This is a genomic window from Kribbella sp. NPDC059898 (genome assembly GCF_042730855.1).
Classification (GTDB): Bacteria; Actinomycetota; Actinomycetes; order Propionibacteriales; family Kribbellaceae; genus Kribbella.
The window spans coordinates 420697-438318 of the sequence record NZ_JBHWKR010000005.1 but is presented as its reverse complement, the minus strand read 5'-3'; the positions used below and the strand labels follow the sequence as shown (position 1 = coordinate 438318).

The following is a 17622-nucleotide window of genomic DNA, read 5'->3' as shown; positions in this document are numbered from 1 at the left end:
CGTTCTCAATCGGACCACTACGACTTCTTAATTCGCGTTCAGCACCCCGGCTCCCGAGCCCGGCTCACTCCGGTGTACGGCGTTGGCCGCGAGCAGCACGTTCAGCGCCACCGGGGCGAGGCGGCCGCCGAACTGCTGCCGGGTCAGCGCCGCGACACCCGCGGCGGTCGGCGCGGACGCCGACGTACCGAAGAAGCGGCAGGCACCTTCAGTCGTCGTCGGGCAGCTACCGGAGCCGAAGCCGCCCGCACCGCTGACCGACTCACCGTCGCCGGCCAGCCAGTTCGGTGCCGGGAAGCTCAGCGCGCCGGCGCCGGGGATGCCGGTGCACGGACCTAGGCGGTTGCCCGGGCAGCGGGTCGTGGTGACGAGCTGCACCGGACCGGCCGCGCTGTACGGCTCCACCGGTGAGGTCTTCGGGTCGGTGGACACGCTCGCGTTCACGGCTCCCGCGCTGGTGGCGAAGATCGTGTAGTTCGAGTCCGGGTTCAGCGAGCCGGCCGCGTCGGTCGGATCGAGCGTCTGGACACCGGCCGACAGGGCCCGCCAGCGCAGGTCGAGGATCGGCGCCTTCCGCGCGGTCGACGTACCGGCGACGTTCACCACCAGCTTCACCGGCTGCGCGGCGGACGTGGTGTTGAAGTACTGGAGCTGCTCGATCGTGTCGCCGACGCCGTTGGCCTGGACGTTCGTGCTGGACGCGAGGCACTTCGTACCGGTGCTGTCCATCACGTACAGGTTCAGGTCGGTGAACCCGCCCTGTCCGGCGGTCGGGTAGATCGCCCGCGGCTCGCTCCACTGCAGCGTTGGCATGACCCCGGCGCCGGGCAGCAGGTTCAGGTCGTACGTCGTGTCGTTGCCGCGCAGCCTCACGACGTTGTCCGGGTCCTTCGGGCAGCCCGTGTACGGACCGGTGACGCCGTCGGGGCCCTTGCCGGTGCCGACCGCGGTCACCCGCGGGGCGTGCCGGTTGCCGAGGTTGCCGGACGACGAGCTGACCCAGATGCCGTGCTTGGCGAGCGCCTCGGCGGTCGCGGCGCCCAGCCCCTGCTGGAACACCGGTTCGTCGTCGAGCGCGATGTCCTCCGCGATCATCGTGACGCCCGCGTTCGCCAGGACGTGGAACGCCTGGAAGTAGTCGGCATTGGTGTCGAGCGTGCTCGCGAACGCCAGCTTCGCGTCCGGCGCGAGGTCGTGGATGATCTCCATCATCGCGGTGCCCTCGTCGTTGTTGTACGACGCACTCTGCAGCACCTGCGTGTCCGGCGGCAGCTCACCGGCGGCGATCGCCTCCGCGACGTGGTCGGCGTCGCCGGAGATCACGCCGACCTTCTGGCCGCGGCCGGTCAGGCCACGGGCCTGGGCCTTGTCGGCCTGGTGCAGCTGGACGCCCTCGGCGGTGACCGGGCCGACGTCGACCGCGGGACGCAGCGCCGGGCGCAGCGCGCTGACCCAGTCGAGCGCGGCGACGGCGTCAAGCTTGTCGTACGGGACGGACGCGGAGACCAGGCCGGTGGTCGGCAGGGCGATCTTGCTCGTGAAGTCGGCCGCGTTCTTCTCGACGGAGACGCCGAGCGCGGTCAACTGGGCCTGCTGCGCAGCGGTGACCGGCGCGGCGGCGTACACCTGGACGCCGATCCGGCCGTTGCTCTCGACACCCATCGAACGGGCGGCGACACCGGCCTGCTTGGCGGCCGCGGCCTTGGCGGCGTCCCGAAGCATCGACGGCACCTTCACGGCGGCCGGATCGGGTGCCTGGGCCTGCGGTGCCTCGGGCTGCGGTGCGGCGGTCGCCGGGGCAACCATCGCCAACGGAACCATCAACATGATGCTGCTGAACACGTAGCGGAGCTTCATTCGGTGAGTCCTCTCCCCCTCCTGAGCGGTCGCGACCCACAGTCATCTACCCACCAACCACCTGTCCAGTCCTTGCGTCGTACCTCTCCGAAGGAGGCTTCACCATCGCGACCACGAAGTTCGACCACTTGTTCACCCTCGCGGCCCCACGGATCGCCGCCGGGACCCACCACCGCGAGGCCGTTCCCGGCGAGGGCGGCCGCTGGCCGCTGTCGGTCGTGCTGCGACCTGATCCCGGTACGGCGCTCGCGCGATCACTCGACGTACTCACACAGGAGGCGGCCGCCCTCGCCGGTCCAGGCCATTGGCAGACCGGCCAACTGGGTTCGGCTCACCTGACCGTCCGCGCCCTCGAGCCCCGCCGCGAACACATCCCCACCAACGACCCGACCGCTGCCCGCTACCGGTCCGCCCTCACCCGGGCAACCAGTCGCCCTGGCGGGGGCGGGGCCGGAGCCGACACCCGCCCCTCCGGCGAGCCAGCCGGCTGGCCGGCGAGCTTTCGGGTCACCGGGCTCACACTCACCCCGGGGACCATCATGGCGTGTGCCGAGCCGCTCGACCCCGCCGCCGACACCTTCAGCGATCGGCTGACCACCGAGCTCGGGCCGGATGCTTGGTACGAGACCACCCGGCGCGACATCTGGTACCTCAACCTGCTGCACTTCACCGGCGACATCGCGCGCCCGGCCGAGCTGATCGACTGGGTGGCGAGCCGCCGCGCGACGCCGTACGGAACGGTTGCTGTCAGCAACGCCGAACTGGTCCGCGCGGAGCTCGCCACCGGGAACCGGCCGCACATGCGACTGGTCGAGTGGGTCAGCGGGTGATCTTCGCCGCCGCCGCGCGGGCGAGCTTGTCGAAGTTCGGTGCGGGCACCCCGGGCCCCATTTCGCGGAAGGCCAGCACCGACACGGTGCGACCCTTCAGCGTGACCGCATACGGGAAGCCGCCCGCCTCGCTACCGGGGTCGTTCGGCTTCGGGTAGTCGTACCAGCGAATCACCTGGGTGAGATCTCCGGAGGCCCCCTTCACCACCCGGTTCTCGGTGATCTTCCGCGCATGCGTGGGCGCCGGCTTGCTGTACGTGCAGGTCTTCAGCGTCGCGATCACCGAGTTGTACGCCGCCCGCGCACTCGCGGCGTTCGCGTACTGGCTCACGTACTGCGCCCCGTACGCGTCCATCTCGTCCGTGAACCCGCGCGCCATCCGTGCCGCCACGTGCTTCCCCTCGGTCGACGCCGGCCCGCAGTACGTCCGCGGCAGGAGCCCCTTGTCCACCTGCGTGCTCCATGCGCGGCGCGCGTCCGCCTGCTTCACCTGTCCGACGGTCAGCAGCTGCGACCGGCTCAGCGAGCTGGCCGAGGTCGTTCCCGCGTCCGCCCCCTGGGCCGCCAGCACACTGAGCCCGACCGCCAGCACACTCGTCGCCACACCTGTCACAACCGCGCCCCGGCGGATGCCCCCAGCAACCTTCATATCTGTCTCCTCGTTGATCGCTTGTCACGAGTAGACGCGTTGGCCACCGGAAAAGTTGTTCCGGTCTAGACAGAAGTACGGGACCGCAACCGGCGGAGCATCCGCGGGCTGTCGAAGCCGACCGTCCGCGCCGCCGACTCGACCGTGCTGCCGTGGCCGATCAGGTGCTCGGCGCGTTCCACCCGCAGCAGCTGCTGGTAGCGCAGCGGCGTGAGCCCGGTCGCGGTGGTGAAGATCCGGGTCAGCGTGCGTTCGCTGACGCCGACGTCCCCTGCCAGCTCGGCGAGCGGGAGCCGGTCGGCGTACCGGGCGTCGATCACGTCCTGGACGCGATGTGCGAGGTCGTTCAGGTGGTCGCGGTGCCGGAGCATCGCGGACTCCTGCGGATCGTCGCCGTTCCGCCGGGCGTACACCACCATCTCCCGCGCCACCCGGGCGGCCGCCTCTGCGCCGCGGCCGACGGCGACCAGGTGCAGCGCGAGGTCGATGCCGCTCGCGATACCGGCGGAGGTGATCACGCGGTCGTCCTCGACGTACAGCACGTCCCGGACGATGGTCGCCCGCGGGTACCGGGCGGCCAGCTCGTCGGTCAGGTCGTGGTGGGTGGTGAACCGGCGCCCGTCGAGCAGGCCGGCCCAGCCGAGCGCGTCGGCGCCCGAGCAGACGCTCGCGACCGATCCGCCGGCCGCGTGGTGCGCCCGCAGCCGGCGCCGGAACTCCGGCCCGATCGGCGGCTCCGGCGACAGCCGCGGCGACCGCCAGCCCGGTACGACGATCAGGTCGCGGGCGTCCAGCTCCGGCCACTCGGACTGCGTCCGCAACGGCACCCCCTGGGCGGTTGCGACCTCGTCGGACTCCGCCACGTACGAGACCTCATAGGAGTAGCCGAAGTCGTTCGCGGTCGTGAACACCTGCGCCGGGCCGGCCAGATCGAGTAAGTGGAGTCGCGGCACCAGTACGAAGACCACTCGAGTAGGACGCATTCGGTCAGGATGCCACGGGTACGCCGGTGAGCTCGTCGAGGGTGCGGACGGTCGCGAACCGGCCGGCCAGCACGTACTCCGTACGCTCGGCGACCTGGTCCGCGGTCAGCGTGCGCGGGTCGGCGAGGATCTCCTCGACCGACGCCTGCTCACGGATCGACCAGTGCGCGAGCGCCATCGTCGCGGTCGCCTCGGTGACGAACACGACGTCGTACCCAAGGTCGGAGCCGACCCGGGCGGTGGTCTCGCAGCACTGCTCGGTCCGGATACCGCAGACGACGATCTCGGACACACGTTCCTGGGTCAGCAACTGCTGCAGATTCGTGGTGGTGAAGGCGTTGTGCGAGGTTTTCCTGATCACCGGCTCACCCGGCAGCGGCTCGAGTCCGTCGATCAGCCGGACGTGTCCCTCGGCCGGGTCGAACGCGCCGCCGGTGCCGGGCTCGGTGTGCAGCACCCACACCACCAGTTCGTCGCGCGCCCGGGCCGCGGCCACCAGGCGCTGCACCCGGTCGGCGATGTCGGGGTGGTTCACCAGCTGCCAGTTCGGGCGGACCCGGAACGATTCCTGGACGTCGATCACGATCAGTGCGGTTCGGCTCATGCCACCAGGATGCGCGCGGAACGGCGTACCGCTGAAGGCTCGATCGGGGCGGGTGGCGGACGGATCTGGTCACGCCGAAGAGATCGGACGAATTCGAACCGTTACGAACTGTTCCAAACAATCGAGCGCCGTCCTATCGTGCCCAGGTCAGGTTCTACAACGATTGAGGGGATTGCGATGCCCGAACACCTGCCCCGCCGCCAGGTCCTCCGGACCGCCGGCGCATTGGGCCTCGGTGCCGCCGCCGCGGGCGCTCTCAGCAGCACCGCGGAAGCGGCCACCCGAACCGCCGCGACGACTGGTACGCCGGATAAGTTGCACGGTATGGGCGCACACCACGGCAAGCTCGAGATCCGCAAGGACCCGTTCGGCACCACTCCGGACGGCCAGGGTGTGGACGTGTACACGTTCACCAACGGCCGGGTGACGATCTCGATGCTGACCTGGGGAGCGACCCTGCAGCGGATCGAGACCCCGGACCGCCGCGGCCGGACCGAGAACATCAGCCTCGGCTTCGACAACCTGCCGGACTACGCGAAGCTCAGCCCGTACTTCGGCGCCACCATCGGCCGGTACGGCAACCGGATCGCCAAGGGCAAGTTCACGCTCGACGGGACGGCGTACCAGATCCCGGTCAACAACGGCGAGAACGCGCTGCACGGCGGCACCATCGGCTTCGACAAGAAGGTCTGGAAGGCGAAGGTCGTCCAGGACGACTCGACCGTCGGCGTCGCGTTCACGTACGTCAGCCCGGACGGCGAGATGGGCTTTCCCGGTGAGCTCACCAGCACCGTCACGTACACGCTCGACACCCGCGACAACCTGCGGATCGACTACCACGCGACGGTCGCCGGCAAGTCGACGATCGTGAACCTCACCAACCACTGCTACTTCAACCTGCTCGGCGAGGGCAACGGCACGATCTACGACCACGTCCTCGAGCTGAACGCGCCGAAGTACACCCCGGTCGACGCGACGCTGATCCCGACCGGCGAGATCGCCCAAGTCGCCGGTACGCCGTTCGACTTCGGCCGGCCGACCGCGATCGGCGCCCGGCTCCGGGGCGACCACGAGCAGCTGGTGTTCGGCCGCGGGTACGACCACAACTTCGTGCTCGGCGGCCAACCGGACAAGGACGGCCTGCGCCTCGCCGGCCGGTTCACCGAACCCGAGCACGGCCGCACCCTCGAGGTCCGCACCGACCAGCCCGGCGTGCAGTTCTACAGCGGCAACTTCCTCGACGGCACCTTCCTCGGCATCGGCAAGTTGGCCTACCGCCAGGGCGACGCCTTCGCCTTCGAGACCCAGCACTTCCCCGACTCCCCGAACCACCCCAACTTCCCATCCACAGTCCTCCGCCCCGGCGACACCTACAAATCCACCACCATCTACACCTTCGGCACGAAGTAGCCGGATCTCCAGGCCATCACAATCCGCTCGCCGGCATCGGCGCCCGCCCGGTGCGCCCGCCGGACGGCGATTGTGATGGCCTGGAGATCCGCACCCGACGCGCCGAAGCCGCAAGCAAGGGTTGCCTAACTTTCGTAGGGTCGAGCCATGGTGCTGCAGATTCCGTTCGAGGACGCGTTTCGGTTTGACCCTTCGCCGACGTTCGCGGAGTTGCGGGAAGGTCGGCCGGTGGCCCGGGTGCGCACGTTGGCCGGTGCGGAGGTTTGGCTGGTGACGCGGTACGACGACGTGAAACTGGTGCTGGCCGACCCGCGGTTCTCGCGGGCCGCGGTGGTCAAGCAGGGCGCGCCGCGGGTCGCGCTGGCCAAGCCGATGCCGAACAGCCTGACCACCACCGACCCGCCGGAGCACACCCGGCTGCGACGGTTGGTGGTACCAACGTTCGCGCACCGGAAGATCGAGCGCACCCGGCCGTGGGTCGCGGAGCTGTCCGCGCAGCTCGCCGAGGACGTCGCGCGGGCCGGTGACGGTGCCGACCTCCGGCAGCTGGTCGCGCTGCCGCTGCCGATCCAGGTGATCTGCCAGCTGCTCGGCGTACCGTACGCGGACCGCGCGCGGTTCCGGGAGTGGACCGAGCTCGGGTACAGCATGAAGATGGCCGAGAAGGACCTGGTCGAGGACGCGATGACCAGCCTCACGGCGTACATCGAGGACCTGGTCACCAAGAAGCTCGCGAACACCGACGCCCCGGCCGAGGACCTGCTCGACGAGCTGGTGCGTGCCCGCGAGGAGGGCGACCGGCTCAGTCAGGAGGAACTGATTGCGTTCGGCGTCAATCTGCTCGTCGCCGGGCACGAGACGTCGGCGAACCAGATTTCGAGTTGCGTCGCGACGCTGTTGCGGTGGCCGGAGAACTGGGCGCGGCTGGTGGCGGACGAGAGCCTGATCCCGTCCGCGATCGAGGAGTTGCTGCGCTTCAACCGGTTCAGCGAAGTCGGTCAGCTGCGGGTGGCGCTCGAGGACGTCGAGCTGCACGGCGTACAGATCAAGGCCGGCGAGGGTGTGATGGCCGCGCTCAATTCGGCGAACCGGGATCCACGCGCGTACGACGCACCCGACGAGCTGCGGCTGGATCGCGCGGACAACAAGCACCTGTCGTTCGGCTACGGCCCGCACTTCTGCCTGGGGGCGCAACTGGCGCGGATCGAACTGCAGGAGTCGCTGCTGGCGCTGGTCCGGCGGTTCCCGGGAATGAGCCTCGCGAAGCCGGCCGAAGAGCTCGAGTGGCGTCGCGTGCTGGTGAGCGGCCTCGCAGAACTGCCGGTGAACCTGGGCGGTCCACCGGCAGTTCGGTGATCAGTTCTGCGAGCTGAACACCAGACCGTGCTCGGTCTCGTACTGCTCGATGAAACGCTTCGCCATCGGCTCGCTGCAGCTGACCGCCCTCGCCAGGTTCGCGGCGGTTCGCTCGTGGCCCTCCGGCCAGTCGGCCAGCATGTTCCACGCGCGCATGCGCTTCTTCTCGAGATCGGTCGGCTCTTCCGGTTCCTCTTCGACCGGCTCTGCAGCCTTCGGAGTGGTGATCAGCGCCGGCGGCTGCGGGTCCGTCGGGCCGGCGAAGGGCGACGGTGGCTTGGGCTTCTCCACCAGCGGTTCGGCCTTCGGCTGCGGGGCGAACGGCTTGAGGCTGCTCGCCGTACCGTTCACCACGTGCTGCGGTTCGCTCTCGTCCTCGACGACGACCGCCTCGGACACGTTCCCGCTGTCGGCCGGGTCCGGGTCGACGATCGCCATCAGCTCACCGGTCCAGGCGTCGTCGTCGCGCAACCCCACGCCGGTGCCGTCCGCACGGCGCGGCTGCCCACCCTCGAGCACCCAGACGGCGGCCGGTACGCCCGGACGCTCCTCGGGCTCCGGCGGCGGCGAGATCGCCTTCGTCAGCTTGCTGGTGATGACCTCGTAGTTGATCCGCTCCTCGAGCATCCCGGCCAGCCGGTCCGGGTCGTACGTCGTCTCGGCGATCTTCGCCAGCCGCTCGTCCTGGTGCTCGGACCGGATGTACTCCGCGACGGTCCCGGCGATCGCCTCGCGACGGCTCCGGTTCCGGATCTGGTGGTGCGCCGCCCGCAGGCTTTCGTACAACGTGTAGCCGTGCTCGATCGCCAGCGACCGGGCCAGCCAGGTAACCCGCGGCTCGCGGGCCCACTGGACGACGCCGTACACCGGGCCGGTGTCGCGCATCTGCCCGGCACGGCGCAGTGCGTCGCGGCGGCGGGCCGAGCTGTGGATCAGCCAGAGCACGTACGCGAACGCGGACAGGCCGCCGAAGCCGAAAGCCAGGAACCGCTCCTCCGGGCGCCAGTGCCCGACGACGTTGAACACGACCGCGACCAGTGCCGCGAAGAACGACATCGCGCGGTACGCGTACGCCTGCTCGCCCTTGCGCCGGCGCAGGTCGGCGAGCGCCGCGGTGGCCACACCGCCGAGCTCGAGCACCGCGACCGCGGGCGTGACGAGAATGATCTTGAGCAACGGCGAGAAGCCGTCGCTCGGCCAGGGGATGTGGGTCACGCCGGCCCAGACCTGGCCGACCAGCGCCGCGGCAGCCGCGGTCGCGTAGAAAGCGTAGGCGACCTTGTCCGCACCGGTGAGGGGTACGTTGACCAGTTCGCCAGTACTGGTGCTGCTGGTGTTCTCCTGCAAGACGTGCACTCCTGACCGGTTTGGGCTCTCCGGCAGTTCGTCGGTTGGGTGGTACGGCGGCCCCCATAGCGCGCTGCAAGAGGCTACCGGTTTCCGGCCCCGAAAGGGGAGGCGAATCCGGAAACGTCTCGAACCATCCCCGGTCTTGTCCGGGTTCTAACCTCCGAATTCACCGCTGAGAACATGGCCCTCTAGTCTCGGGTGATGATCCGGACCTTCCGCTCGCTGCCCGATCCGTCCGCACTGGCCGCCGATCTCGGTCCGCGGTACGGCCTCACGTTCGTGCACTGCGAGCTGCGCCGGACACTGGTGAACGACGTGTACGAGCTGGCCACCGCCGACGCCCGGTACGTGCTGAAGCTCTATCTGTACGGCAGACGCGAGGCGGACGAAATCCGTTGGGAGACAGGGCTTTCGGAGCATCTGCGCGCGGCCGGCGTCCGTACGACGGAGGCCGTCCCGCTGCTCGACGGCGACACGGTCGGCCTGCTGGAGACACCTGAAGGACCCCGCCCGTTCACGCTGCTCAGGTACGTCGAAGGCAGCACGCCGAAGCCACCCTTCACCGACGAGCTGTACGACGCGTTCGGCCGGCAGGTGGCGGCATTTCACGAGGCCGCGGAGAACTACACGTCGCCGTACTTCCGGCCGCCCGCGGAAGACGTCGAGCAAGCGCTCGAACAAATCCTCGCCGTCGACGGCACGGAGGAAAACCTGCTCCGGAGCCTGGTGGCCGCAGTACGGAACAACCTCGCGCAGTACTCAAAGGCAGGAACCTGCCACGGCGACGTCTCGATGGACAATGTTTTGTTGACGCCACAGGGACTTCTGTTGCTCGATTTCGATCTGGCGGCGACCGGTCCACTGGCAGCAGATTTCTGCGGCGTCGCGACAACGCCGCACTGGGCGGCGTTCAAGGCCGGGTACCGCACGCGGCGCGAGCTCACCGCCGAGGACGAGGCCGCGATCCCGTCCCTGCAGATCGTTGGGCGGATCCTCAACCTGCGGTTCCACGTGGTCGACAAGCCGCGCTACCGCGGCACCGAGTCGCGCGGCGAGGGCTGGGCGGCTGCGGAGTACGACGGGCTGCGCGCACTTCACAGCAAGCTGCCAGGAAACGTGGAGCGCACCTGAGGGCTGGCTGTTCATGCTGAGGGCATGAGGTTTGCGGCGCGGTCGTTGAGTGTGCGGGTCGCGGCGGCGATGGTGGTGCTGGTGGCGGTGGTGAGTCTCGCGATCGGCGCGCTGACGACCGCCGCGATCAGCTCGTACCTGACCAACCAGCTCGACGGCAAGGTGAACGCCGCCCAGGGCCGCGCGGCCGGCGCACTGCGGAACGGCGGCCCGCCGCTGGACGCGCCGCACGGGCAGGACGCGGGCACCGTGACCGTCTACCGGCAGGCGTCCCAGGCGGTCGGCACCTTGATCACCTCCGACGGGCAACTCACCGCTCTGTCGGACGAGGCGGTCAACGTCCTCGATCAGTCCGCCACCGACCAGAACAGTACGGTCGACCTCCCGGAGCTCGGCACGTACCGCGTCCGCGCGTCGACCGTCGGCTCGATCACCGTCATCGCGGGCCTGCCCACGAAGGACATCCAGAACACCGTCACCAGCCTGATCGGCTGGGAGGCGCTCTTCGGCGGCATCGGCGTCGTCGCCGCGGGCGGTGTCGCGATCTTCGTCGTACGGCGGCAACTGCGGCCGCTGCGCCGGGTCGCGCAGACCGCCCGCGAGGTGGCCGCGCTGCCGCTGGACACCGGCGAGATCGGGGTCACCGCGCGGGTGCCGGACCAGCTCACCGACGAGCGGACCGAGGTCGGCCAGGTCGCGGTCGCGCTGAACACGTTGCTCGGGCACATGGAAGGGGCGCTGGACGCCCGGCACCGCAGTGAGCAGCAGGTCCGGCAGTTCGTCGCGGACGCGTCGCACGAGCTGCGGACGCCGCTCACCACGATCCACGGCTACGCGCAGCTGAGCCTGCGGCAGCGGGATCCGGAGCTGTACACGCACGCGATGGGCAAGGTGATGGTCGAGACCACCCGGATGGCATCGCTGGTCGAGGACCTGCTGCTGCTCGCCCGGCTGGACGCGGGGCGACCGCTCGACCGGCAGCAGGTCGACCTGTCCCGGATGGCGCGCGACTCGGTCGCCGACGCCGAGATAGTTGCCCCCAGCCACCACTGGGACCTCGCCGTACCGGCCGATCCGATCACGGTGATCGGCGACGAGCAACGCCTGCACCAGGTCGTCACCAACCTGCTCACGAACGCCCGCCGGCACACGCCCGCCGGTACGACGGTCACCGTCTCCGTCCGGCGCCTCGACCACACCGCCGTACTCACGGTCCACGACGACGGCCCCGGCATCCCCGCAGACCTGCTCCCGAACGTCTTTCAGCGCTTCACCCGCGCCGACACCGCCCGCACCCGAGCCACCGGCGGCACCGGCCTCGGCCTCTCCCTCGCCGAGTCCATCACCCACGCCCACGCCGGCACCCTGACCCTCACGTCCAAGCCCGGCAGCACGACGTTCAGCCTCGCCCTACCGGCGTGACCAGGGGGCGCCGAGCTCGGAGAACAGGGAGAGTTCGTCGGAGGCGCGGTCGATCCAGTGCTCGACGTCGGAGAGGATCGGGCGGCGGTCCAGGCCTTCGCCTTCCCAGTGGATCAGCTCGGGTGGTACGACGGCCGGGTCGGGTGCCGTCCGGACCGCCTCGACGACGCGGGTGAAGCCGCCGGTGGCGTGCAGGGGGACGTAGAGCGGTACGGCGGGATCCGCCCGATGGGCGAGCAGGTTCTCCAGCAGATCCGCGCGACCGTACTTCGTGCCATCGATCAGGTCGGACTGGTACGTGAGGACCGCGCGCCGCTTCGACCCGTGGACGATCACCGACGCCTCGAGGTGTTCGGTGGCGCAGAGCGTGACCGCGATCAGGATCGGCGTACCGCGGCTGGTCGTGATCCGGACCGAGGACGTGTCGTCCGACTCGATCGGGTTCGCCCGGTACAGCTCGGTCTCGATCGAACCGATGTCGTCGACGCCGGTCGACCCGTCGAGCAGCAGCGCGGCGGCGGTCGCGTGCGCGAGCGGATTGGTCACCGCGCCGTCGACCACGTCGATCCCGTCCAGCCGGCGTCGCCCGGACCAGCGGGCGCGCTGGAAGTAGCGGGCCGTGCGCACCCACTTCCCGGTCGCGCTGATCCCGCGGAGCTCGCCGAAGTCTCCGTCGGCGATCATCCGAGCCAGCGTCAGCGTTGCCTCCGACGCCTGCGCCTGGAAGCCGACCTGCAGCGCCCGCCCGGTCTCCTCGACCACCGCGGTCAGCTGCTCGAATTCCTCCAGCGACGCCGTCGGCGGCTTCTCCAGCAGTACGTCGGCGCCCGCCCGCATCGCCAGCTCCGCCAGCGGGACGTGCGTCTGGATCGGCGTACAGATCACCACGACGTCGACCTCGGTGGCGGCCAGCAGTTCGTCGAGGCCGGCGTACACCTGGACACTGTCTGGTAGGTCGCCACCGCCCTGCGGGTCGGCCACGGCGACCAGCTCGGCGTCGGGCAGCCGGGTGACGTTACGGACGTGGGAGGCTCCGTGGCCGTGGATTCCCACCACGGCCACGCGGGCCACCGTCATCGGCAATCAGTTGCGGTCAGCAACACTATTTGAGCCCACCCTTGACCTCGTCCAGGAATGCCTTGGCCGCCGCGTCCGGCGCCTGCCGCCCGAACAGTACCTCGGTCGTGTACCGCTGGATGATCTTCTCCACCTGGCCGCCGCCCACCGGCGGCGCCGGCGACGGGTCGCCGAGGTCGGCCTTGATGTCCTGGATGAACTTCGCGGTCGCGGCGTCGGCCGGCTGCAGCTTCGGCGTCACCTCGGTGCGGATCTCGGTGTTCGGCGGCACGCCCCGCTCGGCCAGCAGCACGTTCCCGGCCGCCGCGCTGTTGGCCAGGTAGTTGACGAACTCCGCGGCCTCCTTCTGGTGCTTGGACCGGGACGAGATCGACCAGAACATCGAGCCCTTGTAGTACGAGCCGTTGTCGGCGGACTTGCCGTCGGCGCTCGGGATCCGCAGCAGCTTCAGGTTCTGCCCTGCCGCCTTGCTGTACGCCACCAGCTGGTTGCTCCAGATGAACGTCATCGCGAGCTTCCCGGTCGCGAACGCGGACTGGTCAAGGGACGCGTTCATGTCCTGCGAGACGGCTTCGGCGGACGGGATCGCCTTGTCGTCGCGGAGCTTCAGGATGTACTTGAAGAAGTCGGTGGTCTGCTCCGGCGAGACGCCGAGCTTGCCGTCCTTGGTCCACAGCGACTCGCCGTGCTGCCGGGCCCAGAGGTTCAGGCCGGCCTCGTTCACGCCGAGCGTCCCGGACCCGGTGATCTTGCCGCCGGTCTTGGTGGTGATCTCCGCGGCGGTCTTCGCGTAGTCGTCCCAGGTCCAGGTCTTGTCGTCCGGGACCGGTACGCCGGCGGTCTTGAACGCGGCCGGGTTGACGACCACCGCGAACGAGTTGATGCCGGCGTTCAGCCCGTACAGCCCGCCGTCGAACTCGCCGGCGCCGAGCGTGTCCGGCTCGAACTTGCCGGTGTCCAGGCCCTGCGCCTTCTTCAGGTCGAGCAGCGCGCCGCGGTCGGCGTACTCGCGCAGGTACTTCTCGTCCATCTGGATGATGTCCGGCGCGTCGTTCGCCGCGACCGTGGTGGCGAGCTTGTCCCAGTAGCCGGACCAGTCGCCGAACTCGCCCTTGATCGTGACGTTCGGATGGTCCTTCTGGTACGCGTCGATCACCTGCTGGGTGAGCTTGGTCCGGGTGTCCGACCCCCACCAGGTGAATCGGAGCGTGACCTTGCCGCCGTCCGCCGACGACGACCCGCCGCCGGAGTCGCCGCCGCACGCACTGGCCGCCAGCAGCGTGCCGGCCAGCGCCAGGGCCGTCAGGGCCCGGGGGATGTGCCTCATGTGATGCACCTTTCAGGGGGTTACTTGATGCCGGTGGTGGCGATGCCCTTGATCAGGAACCGCTGGCCGAGCAGGAAGGCGAGGAAGACCGGGACCAGCGACACCACCGACATCGCGAACATCGAGCCCCAGGACGAACTGGAGGTCGAGTCGACGAACGACCGGAGCGCGATCGGCACGGTGTACATGTGCGGGTCGGTCAGGTAGATCAGCTGGCTGAAGAAGTCGTTCCAGGTCCAGATGAACGTGAAGATCGTCGTGGTGGCCAGCGCCGGCACCATCAGCGGCAGGATGATCCGGCCGAAGATCGACGCCTTCCCGCAGCCGTCGATCCGGGCGGCCTCGTCCAGCTCGCGCGGGATGCCGCGGATGAACTGCACCATCAGGAAGACGAAGAACGCGTCGGTGGCGAGCAGCTTCGGCACGATCAGCGGCAGCACCGTGTTGATCCAGCCCAGCTTCGAGAACAGGATGTACTGCGGCACGATCACCACGTGGATCGGCAGCATGATGCTGAGCAGCATGATCCCGAACCACAGCTTCTTCGCGGTGAACTCCAGCCGGGCGAACGCGTACGCCGCCATCGAGCAGGACACCAGGTTGCCGAGGATCGAGCCGAGCACCACCAGCGCGGAGTTCAGCAGGTACCGGGTGAACGGCTCGGTCAGCGCGTTCCAGCCGACCCGGTAGTTCTCGATCCGCAGGTCCTTGATCAGGATCCCGGGGTCGCGGAAGATCTCGTTGCCCGGCCGCAGCGAACTGACCACCATCCAGATCACCGGGTACAGCATCACCAGCGCCGAGCCGGCCAGTACGACGTGGATCACCAGCGGCCGGATCCGGGCCCAGGTGCTGCCCGCGGTCCGGCGAGTGGCGACGGTACGGGACAGCGTCTCAGTCGTCATAGAACACCCAGTACTTCGAGGCGAAGAAGTTCGCGGCGGTGAAGACCCCGATGATCACGAGCAGGAACCACGCCATCGCGGAGGCGTAGCCCATGTCGAAGTTCCCGAAGCCCCGGTCGTAGAGGTACAGCGTGAAGAACATCGTCGAGTCCGACGGCCCGCCGCTGCCCCCGGAGACGACGAACGCCTGGGTGAACGACTGGAACGCGTGGATGATCTGCAGCACCAGGTTGAAGAACACGATCGGCGTCAGCAGCGGCAGCGTGATGCCGAAGAACCGGCGCAGCGTCCCGGCGCCGTCCACCGCGGCCGCCTCGTAGTACATCGAGGGGATCTGTCTGAGGCCGGCCAGGAAGATCACCATCGGCGAGCCGAACGTCCAGACGTTCAGCACGACCAGCGTGCCGAGCGCCGTACTCGGGTCGGAGATCCAGCCTTTCCCGTGGATCCCGAACAGGTCCAGCAGCTGGTTCAGCAGGCCGGTGGTGCCGAACACCTGGCGCCAGAGGATCGCGATCGCGACGCTCGAGCCGAGCAGCGACGGCAGGTAGAAGATGGATCGATAAAACGCCATCCCGCGCACGCCCCGGTCCAGCACCACGGCCAGCAGCAGCGCGATCATCAGCTGCAGCGGGACCGACACGAACACGTAGGTGAACGTCACCGTCAGCGAGTTGTGCAGCCGCTGGTCGGACAGCATCCGGGTGAAGTTCTCCAGCCCGATCCACTTGGGCGCCTGGATCAGGTTGTAGTCGGTGAAGGACAGGTACAGCGAGGCCAGCATCGGGCCGATCGTGATCAGGAACAGCCCGAGCAACCAGGGGGCCAGGAAGAGGTAGCCGGCCAGGTTGTCCTTCTTCTGACCTGCGGTCTTCTTCCCCCGGAGGCTGCCGAGCTCACCCAGCGCACTCATCGCGTCGTTACCTCCGGGAGCGGTCGGAAAGCGTTTGCTTTGGCCGGTGAAACTAGTACGAGAAACCGGTTTATGCAAGGGTTCGCAGGCTCGCCGGGCTGTCCGGATCCGGTCGCCTCCGGCGCTTGACTGTGATGAGGTGACAGCTGTGGACGAGGACTTCCTGACGCTGCTGACGACGGCCAACCAGGCGCAGATCCCGCTCGTACTGGCGAGCTACGAGGACCCGGGCGACAGCCCCCGTACGGTCGCCCGGAAGGCGCGCCGGCTGGTATCCGGGTATGCCTGCGACCGGTCGGCGTACCACCGGGACCCGGCGCTGCTCGGGCCGATCGGATCGCTCGTCGAACGGCTCGCGGAGCGGCAGCACGAGGACGGGCTGTACGACGTCGGCAACCTGCACTCGCCGCCGGACACCGCGTTCGTCCTCCAGGACGTCTGCCTGGTGTACAGCCTGCTCGACGCGGACTCGCCGTTCCGGAAAACCCTGTCAGACATCGTCCGGAAAGCTGCGCAGGCGTTGGCGACCGGCGGCGTACACACGCCGAACCACCGGTGGGAGGTGTCCGCGGCGCTGGCGCGGGCGTACCACCTGTTCCCCGACCGGCGGTACGCCGCACGGATCGACGACTGGCTGGACGAGGGCATCGACGCCACCGCAGACGGGATCTACAGCGAGCGGAGTTCGACGTACGCCGCCGAGGTAACGAACCCGTGCCTCCTCACGATCGCGTGGCTGCTGGGCAGGCCGGCACTGCTGGAGTACGTACGACGGAACCTCGACGTGACTCTCTACCTACTGGAGCCGAACGGCGAGGTGGACACCACCGCCTCGCGTCGCCAGGATCAGAAGGGCGTCCGGGAGGTGTGGTGGTACCTCACCCAGTTCCGCGAACTCGCCCTGCGCACCGGCGACGGCCGGTTCACGACTGTTGCCAAGAGCATCGAATCCCGCGGCACCGGCGAACTGGGGGACTTCCTGGCCGAGGTGCTGGAACGCCCCGACCTGGCCGCCGCGCTGCCCACCGCCACGCCGGCCCCGGCCGACTTCGTCCGGCACTACCCGTCCCAGGCGTCGGTCCGCGTCCGCCGCGACAACCGGACAGCAACGATCTTCGGCGGGACGGACTTCCACGACATCCCGGTGATCTCGTCGGGTCTGTCCACGAACCCGACCTTCTTCAAGCTGCGCGCAGGGTCGGCGATCCTCGACTCCGTACGGCTGTCACCGCAGTTCTTCAGCACGGGCCACTTCCGCAGCGACGGGCTGCGGCGAACGGCGCCCGGGACTTTCGAGCTCCAGCAGGAGGTCCGGGTTCCGTACCACCTGCCCCTGCCGAAGCGGTACCGCAGGGCCGACGGCCGGTACGTTCTGACGCCCGAAGGCCGGTTCTACGCGTCGATGGACTTCCCGCACCGGCCGAAGCAGTACCGGACGTTGCGGACCGACATCACCGTGGCCGAGGTCGCGGACGGGTTCGACCTGACGTTCGCGTTCGACGGCGACGAGACTGCGTACGCGATCGAGTTGTGCTTCCGGCCGGGCGGAACGCTGGCCGGGGTGGACGCGCTGGATGCCCCGGGCAACTACCAGCTGACGGAGGGTACCGGCAGTTACACAGTGGGCGCCGATCGGATCGAGTTCGGGCCGGGGAACGGCGCCGCCCGGGTCGCGATGGACCCGGGAGAGCGCTACACCTATCTGGGCGGCAGCCTCACGCCGGACGGACTGCGCGTGTACCTCTCCGGCCGTACGCCGGGCCGCCAGGTGCTCAAGTTCCGCGTCTAGCGCCGCATCGAGAACCGGC

General features: G+C 69.2%; 15 protein-coding genes. 6 read left to right on the top strand and 9 right to left on the bottom strand.

Annotation, left to right across the window (positions count from 1 at the left end; all coding sequences use genetic code 11):
- Positions 1–27: 27 nt before the first annotated feature.
- On the bottom strand, positions 28–1857 hold the full coding sequence (locus ACFV9C_RS19240; RefSeq protein ID WP_380195294.1) for a S8 family serine peptidase: 1830 nt from the start codon (positions 1855–1857) through the stop codon (positions 28–30).
- A 128-nt stretch (positions 1858–1985) separates the two neighbouring features.
- Between ACFV9C_RS19240 and ACFV9C_RS19235 the strand changes: the two genes are divergently transcribed.
- On the top strand, positions 1986–2687 hold the full coding sequence (locus ACFV9C_RS19235; RefSeq protein WP_380195293.1) for a hypothetical protein: 702 nt from the start codon (positions 1986–1988) through the stop codon (positions 2685–2687).
- Here the strand turns inward: ACFV9C_RS19235 and ACFV9C_RS19230 are convergent.
- The 3 genes from ACFV9C_RS19230 to ACFV9C_RS19220 all read right to left on the bottom strand — a co-directional run bounded on the left by ACFV9C_RS19230 (position 2677) and on the right by ACFV9C_RS19220 (position 4923).
- Positions 2677–3336 (bottom strand): hypothetical protein, encoded by a 660-nt coding sequence (locus ACFV9C_RS19230; protein WP_380195292.1) that lies wholly within the window; start codon positions 3334–3336, stop codon positions 2677–2679. The two genes, ACFV9C_RS19235 and ACFV9C_RS19230, sit on opposite strands and share 11 nt — an antisense overlap.
- Before the next feature lie 65 nt (positions 3337–3401).
- On the bottom strand, positions 3402–4319 hold the full coding sequence (locus ACFV9C_RS19225; protein WP_380195291.1) for a GlxA family transcriptional regulator: 918 nt from the start codon (positions 4317–4319) through the stop codon (positions 3402–3404).
- 4 nt (positions 4320–4323) lie between these two features.
- Positions 4324–4923, bottom strand: a complete 600-nt coding sequence (locus ACFV9C_RS19220; protein ID WP_380195289.1) for a cysteine hydrolase family protein — start codon at positions 4921–4923, stop codon at positions 4324–4326.
- 177 nt (positions 4924–5100) lie between these two features.
- On the opposite strand from ACFV9C_RS19220, the gene ACFV9C_RS19215 reads away from it, so the two are divergent.
- Entirely contained in the window at positions 5101–6333 is a 1233-nt protein-coding gene (locus tag ACFV9C_RS19215) for an aldose epimerase family protein (RefSeq protein WP_380195287.1), read from the top strand.
- A 147-nt stretch (positions 6334–6480) separates the two neighbouring features.
- Entirely contained in the window at positions 6481–7689 is a 1209-nt protein-coding gene (locus tag ACFV9C_RS19210; protein WP_380195286.1) for a cytochrome P450, read from the top strand.
- Here the strand turns inward: ACFV9C_RS19210 and ACFV9C_RS19205 are convergent, their stop codons facing one another.
- Positions 7690–9036, bottom strand: a complete 1347-nt coding sequence (locus ACFV9C_RS19205; RefSeq protein ID WP_380195284.1) for a hypothetical protein — start codon at positions 9034–9036, stop codon at positions 7690–7692. It lies immediately after the preceding gene.
- Positions 9037–9240: 204 nt separating this feature from the next.
- On the opposite strand from ACFV9C_RS19205, the gene ACFV9C_RS19200 reads away from it, so the two are divergent.
- Together ACFV9C_RS19200 and ACFV9C_RS19195 are read left to right on the top strand one after the other, a co-directional pair.
- Positions 9241–10170, top strand: coding sequence for a phosphotransferase enzyme family protein (locus ACFV9C_RS19200; RefSeq protein ID WP_380195283.1), 930 nt, complete (start codon positions 9241–9243; stop codon positions 10168–10170).
- A 24-nt stretch (positions 10171–10194) separates the two neighbouring features.
- Positions 10195–11592, top strand: coding sequence for a sensor histidine kinase (locus tag ACFV9C_RS19195; protein ID WP_380195281.1), 1398 nt, complete (start codon positions 10195–10197; stop codon positions 11590–11592).
- Here ACFV9C_RS19195 and ACFV9C_RS19190 read toward each other — a convergent pair.
- Genes ACFV9C_RS19190 through ACFV9C_RS19175 form a run of 4 tightly spaced genes read right to left on the bottom strand, consistent with a single transcriptional unit; the run spans position 11581 to position 15814 of the window.
- Positions 11581–12654, bottom strand: a complete 1074-nt coding sequence (locus ACFV9C_RS19190; RefSeq protein ID WP_380195279.1) for a Gfo/Idh/MocA family protein — start codon at positions 12652–12654, stop codon at positions 11581–11583. The two genes, ACFV9C_RS19195 and ACFV9C_RS19190, sit on opposite strands and share 12 nt — an antisense overlap.
- Before the next feature lie 40 nt (positions 12655–12694).
- Positions 12695–13996, bottom strand: a complete 1302-nt coding sequence (locus ACFV9C_RS19185) for an ABC transporter substrate-binding protein (protein WP_380195278.1) — start codon at positions 13994–13996, stop codon at positions 12695–12697.
- Positions 13997–14016: 20 nt separating this feature from the next.
- Positions 14017–14901: a carbohydrate ABC transporter permease gene (locus tag ACFV9C_RS19180; protein ID WP_380195276.1), complete on the bottom strand. Its 885-nt coding sequence runs from the start codon at positions 14899–14901 to the stop codon at positions 14017–14019.
- On the bottom strand, positions 14891–15814 hold the full coding sequence (locus ACFV9C_RS19175; protein ID WP_380195274.1) for a carbohydrate ABC transporter permease: 924 nt from the start codon (positions 15812–15814) through the stop codon (positions 14891–14893). Before ACFV9C_RS19175 ends, ACFV9C_RS19180 begins: the two co-directional genes overlap by 11 nt.
- A gap of 139 nt (positions 15815–15953) precedes the next feature.
- Between ACFV9C_RS19175 and ACFV9C_RS19170 the strand changes: the two genes are divergently transcribed.
- Positions 15954–17603 carry a hypothetical protein gene (locus tag ACFV9C_RS19170; RefSeq protein ID WP_380195272.1) on the top strand — a complete coding sequence of 550 codons (1650 nt, stop codon included), beginning with the start codon at positions 15954–15956 and terminating at the stop codon, positions 17601–17603.
- The last annotated feature ends 19 nt before the right edge of the window (positions 17604–17622 follow it).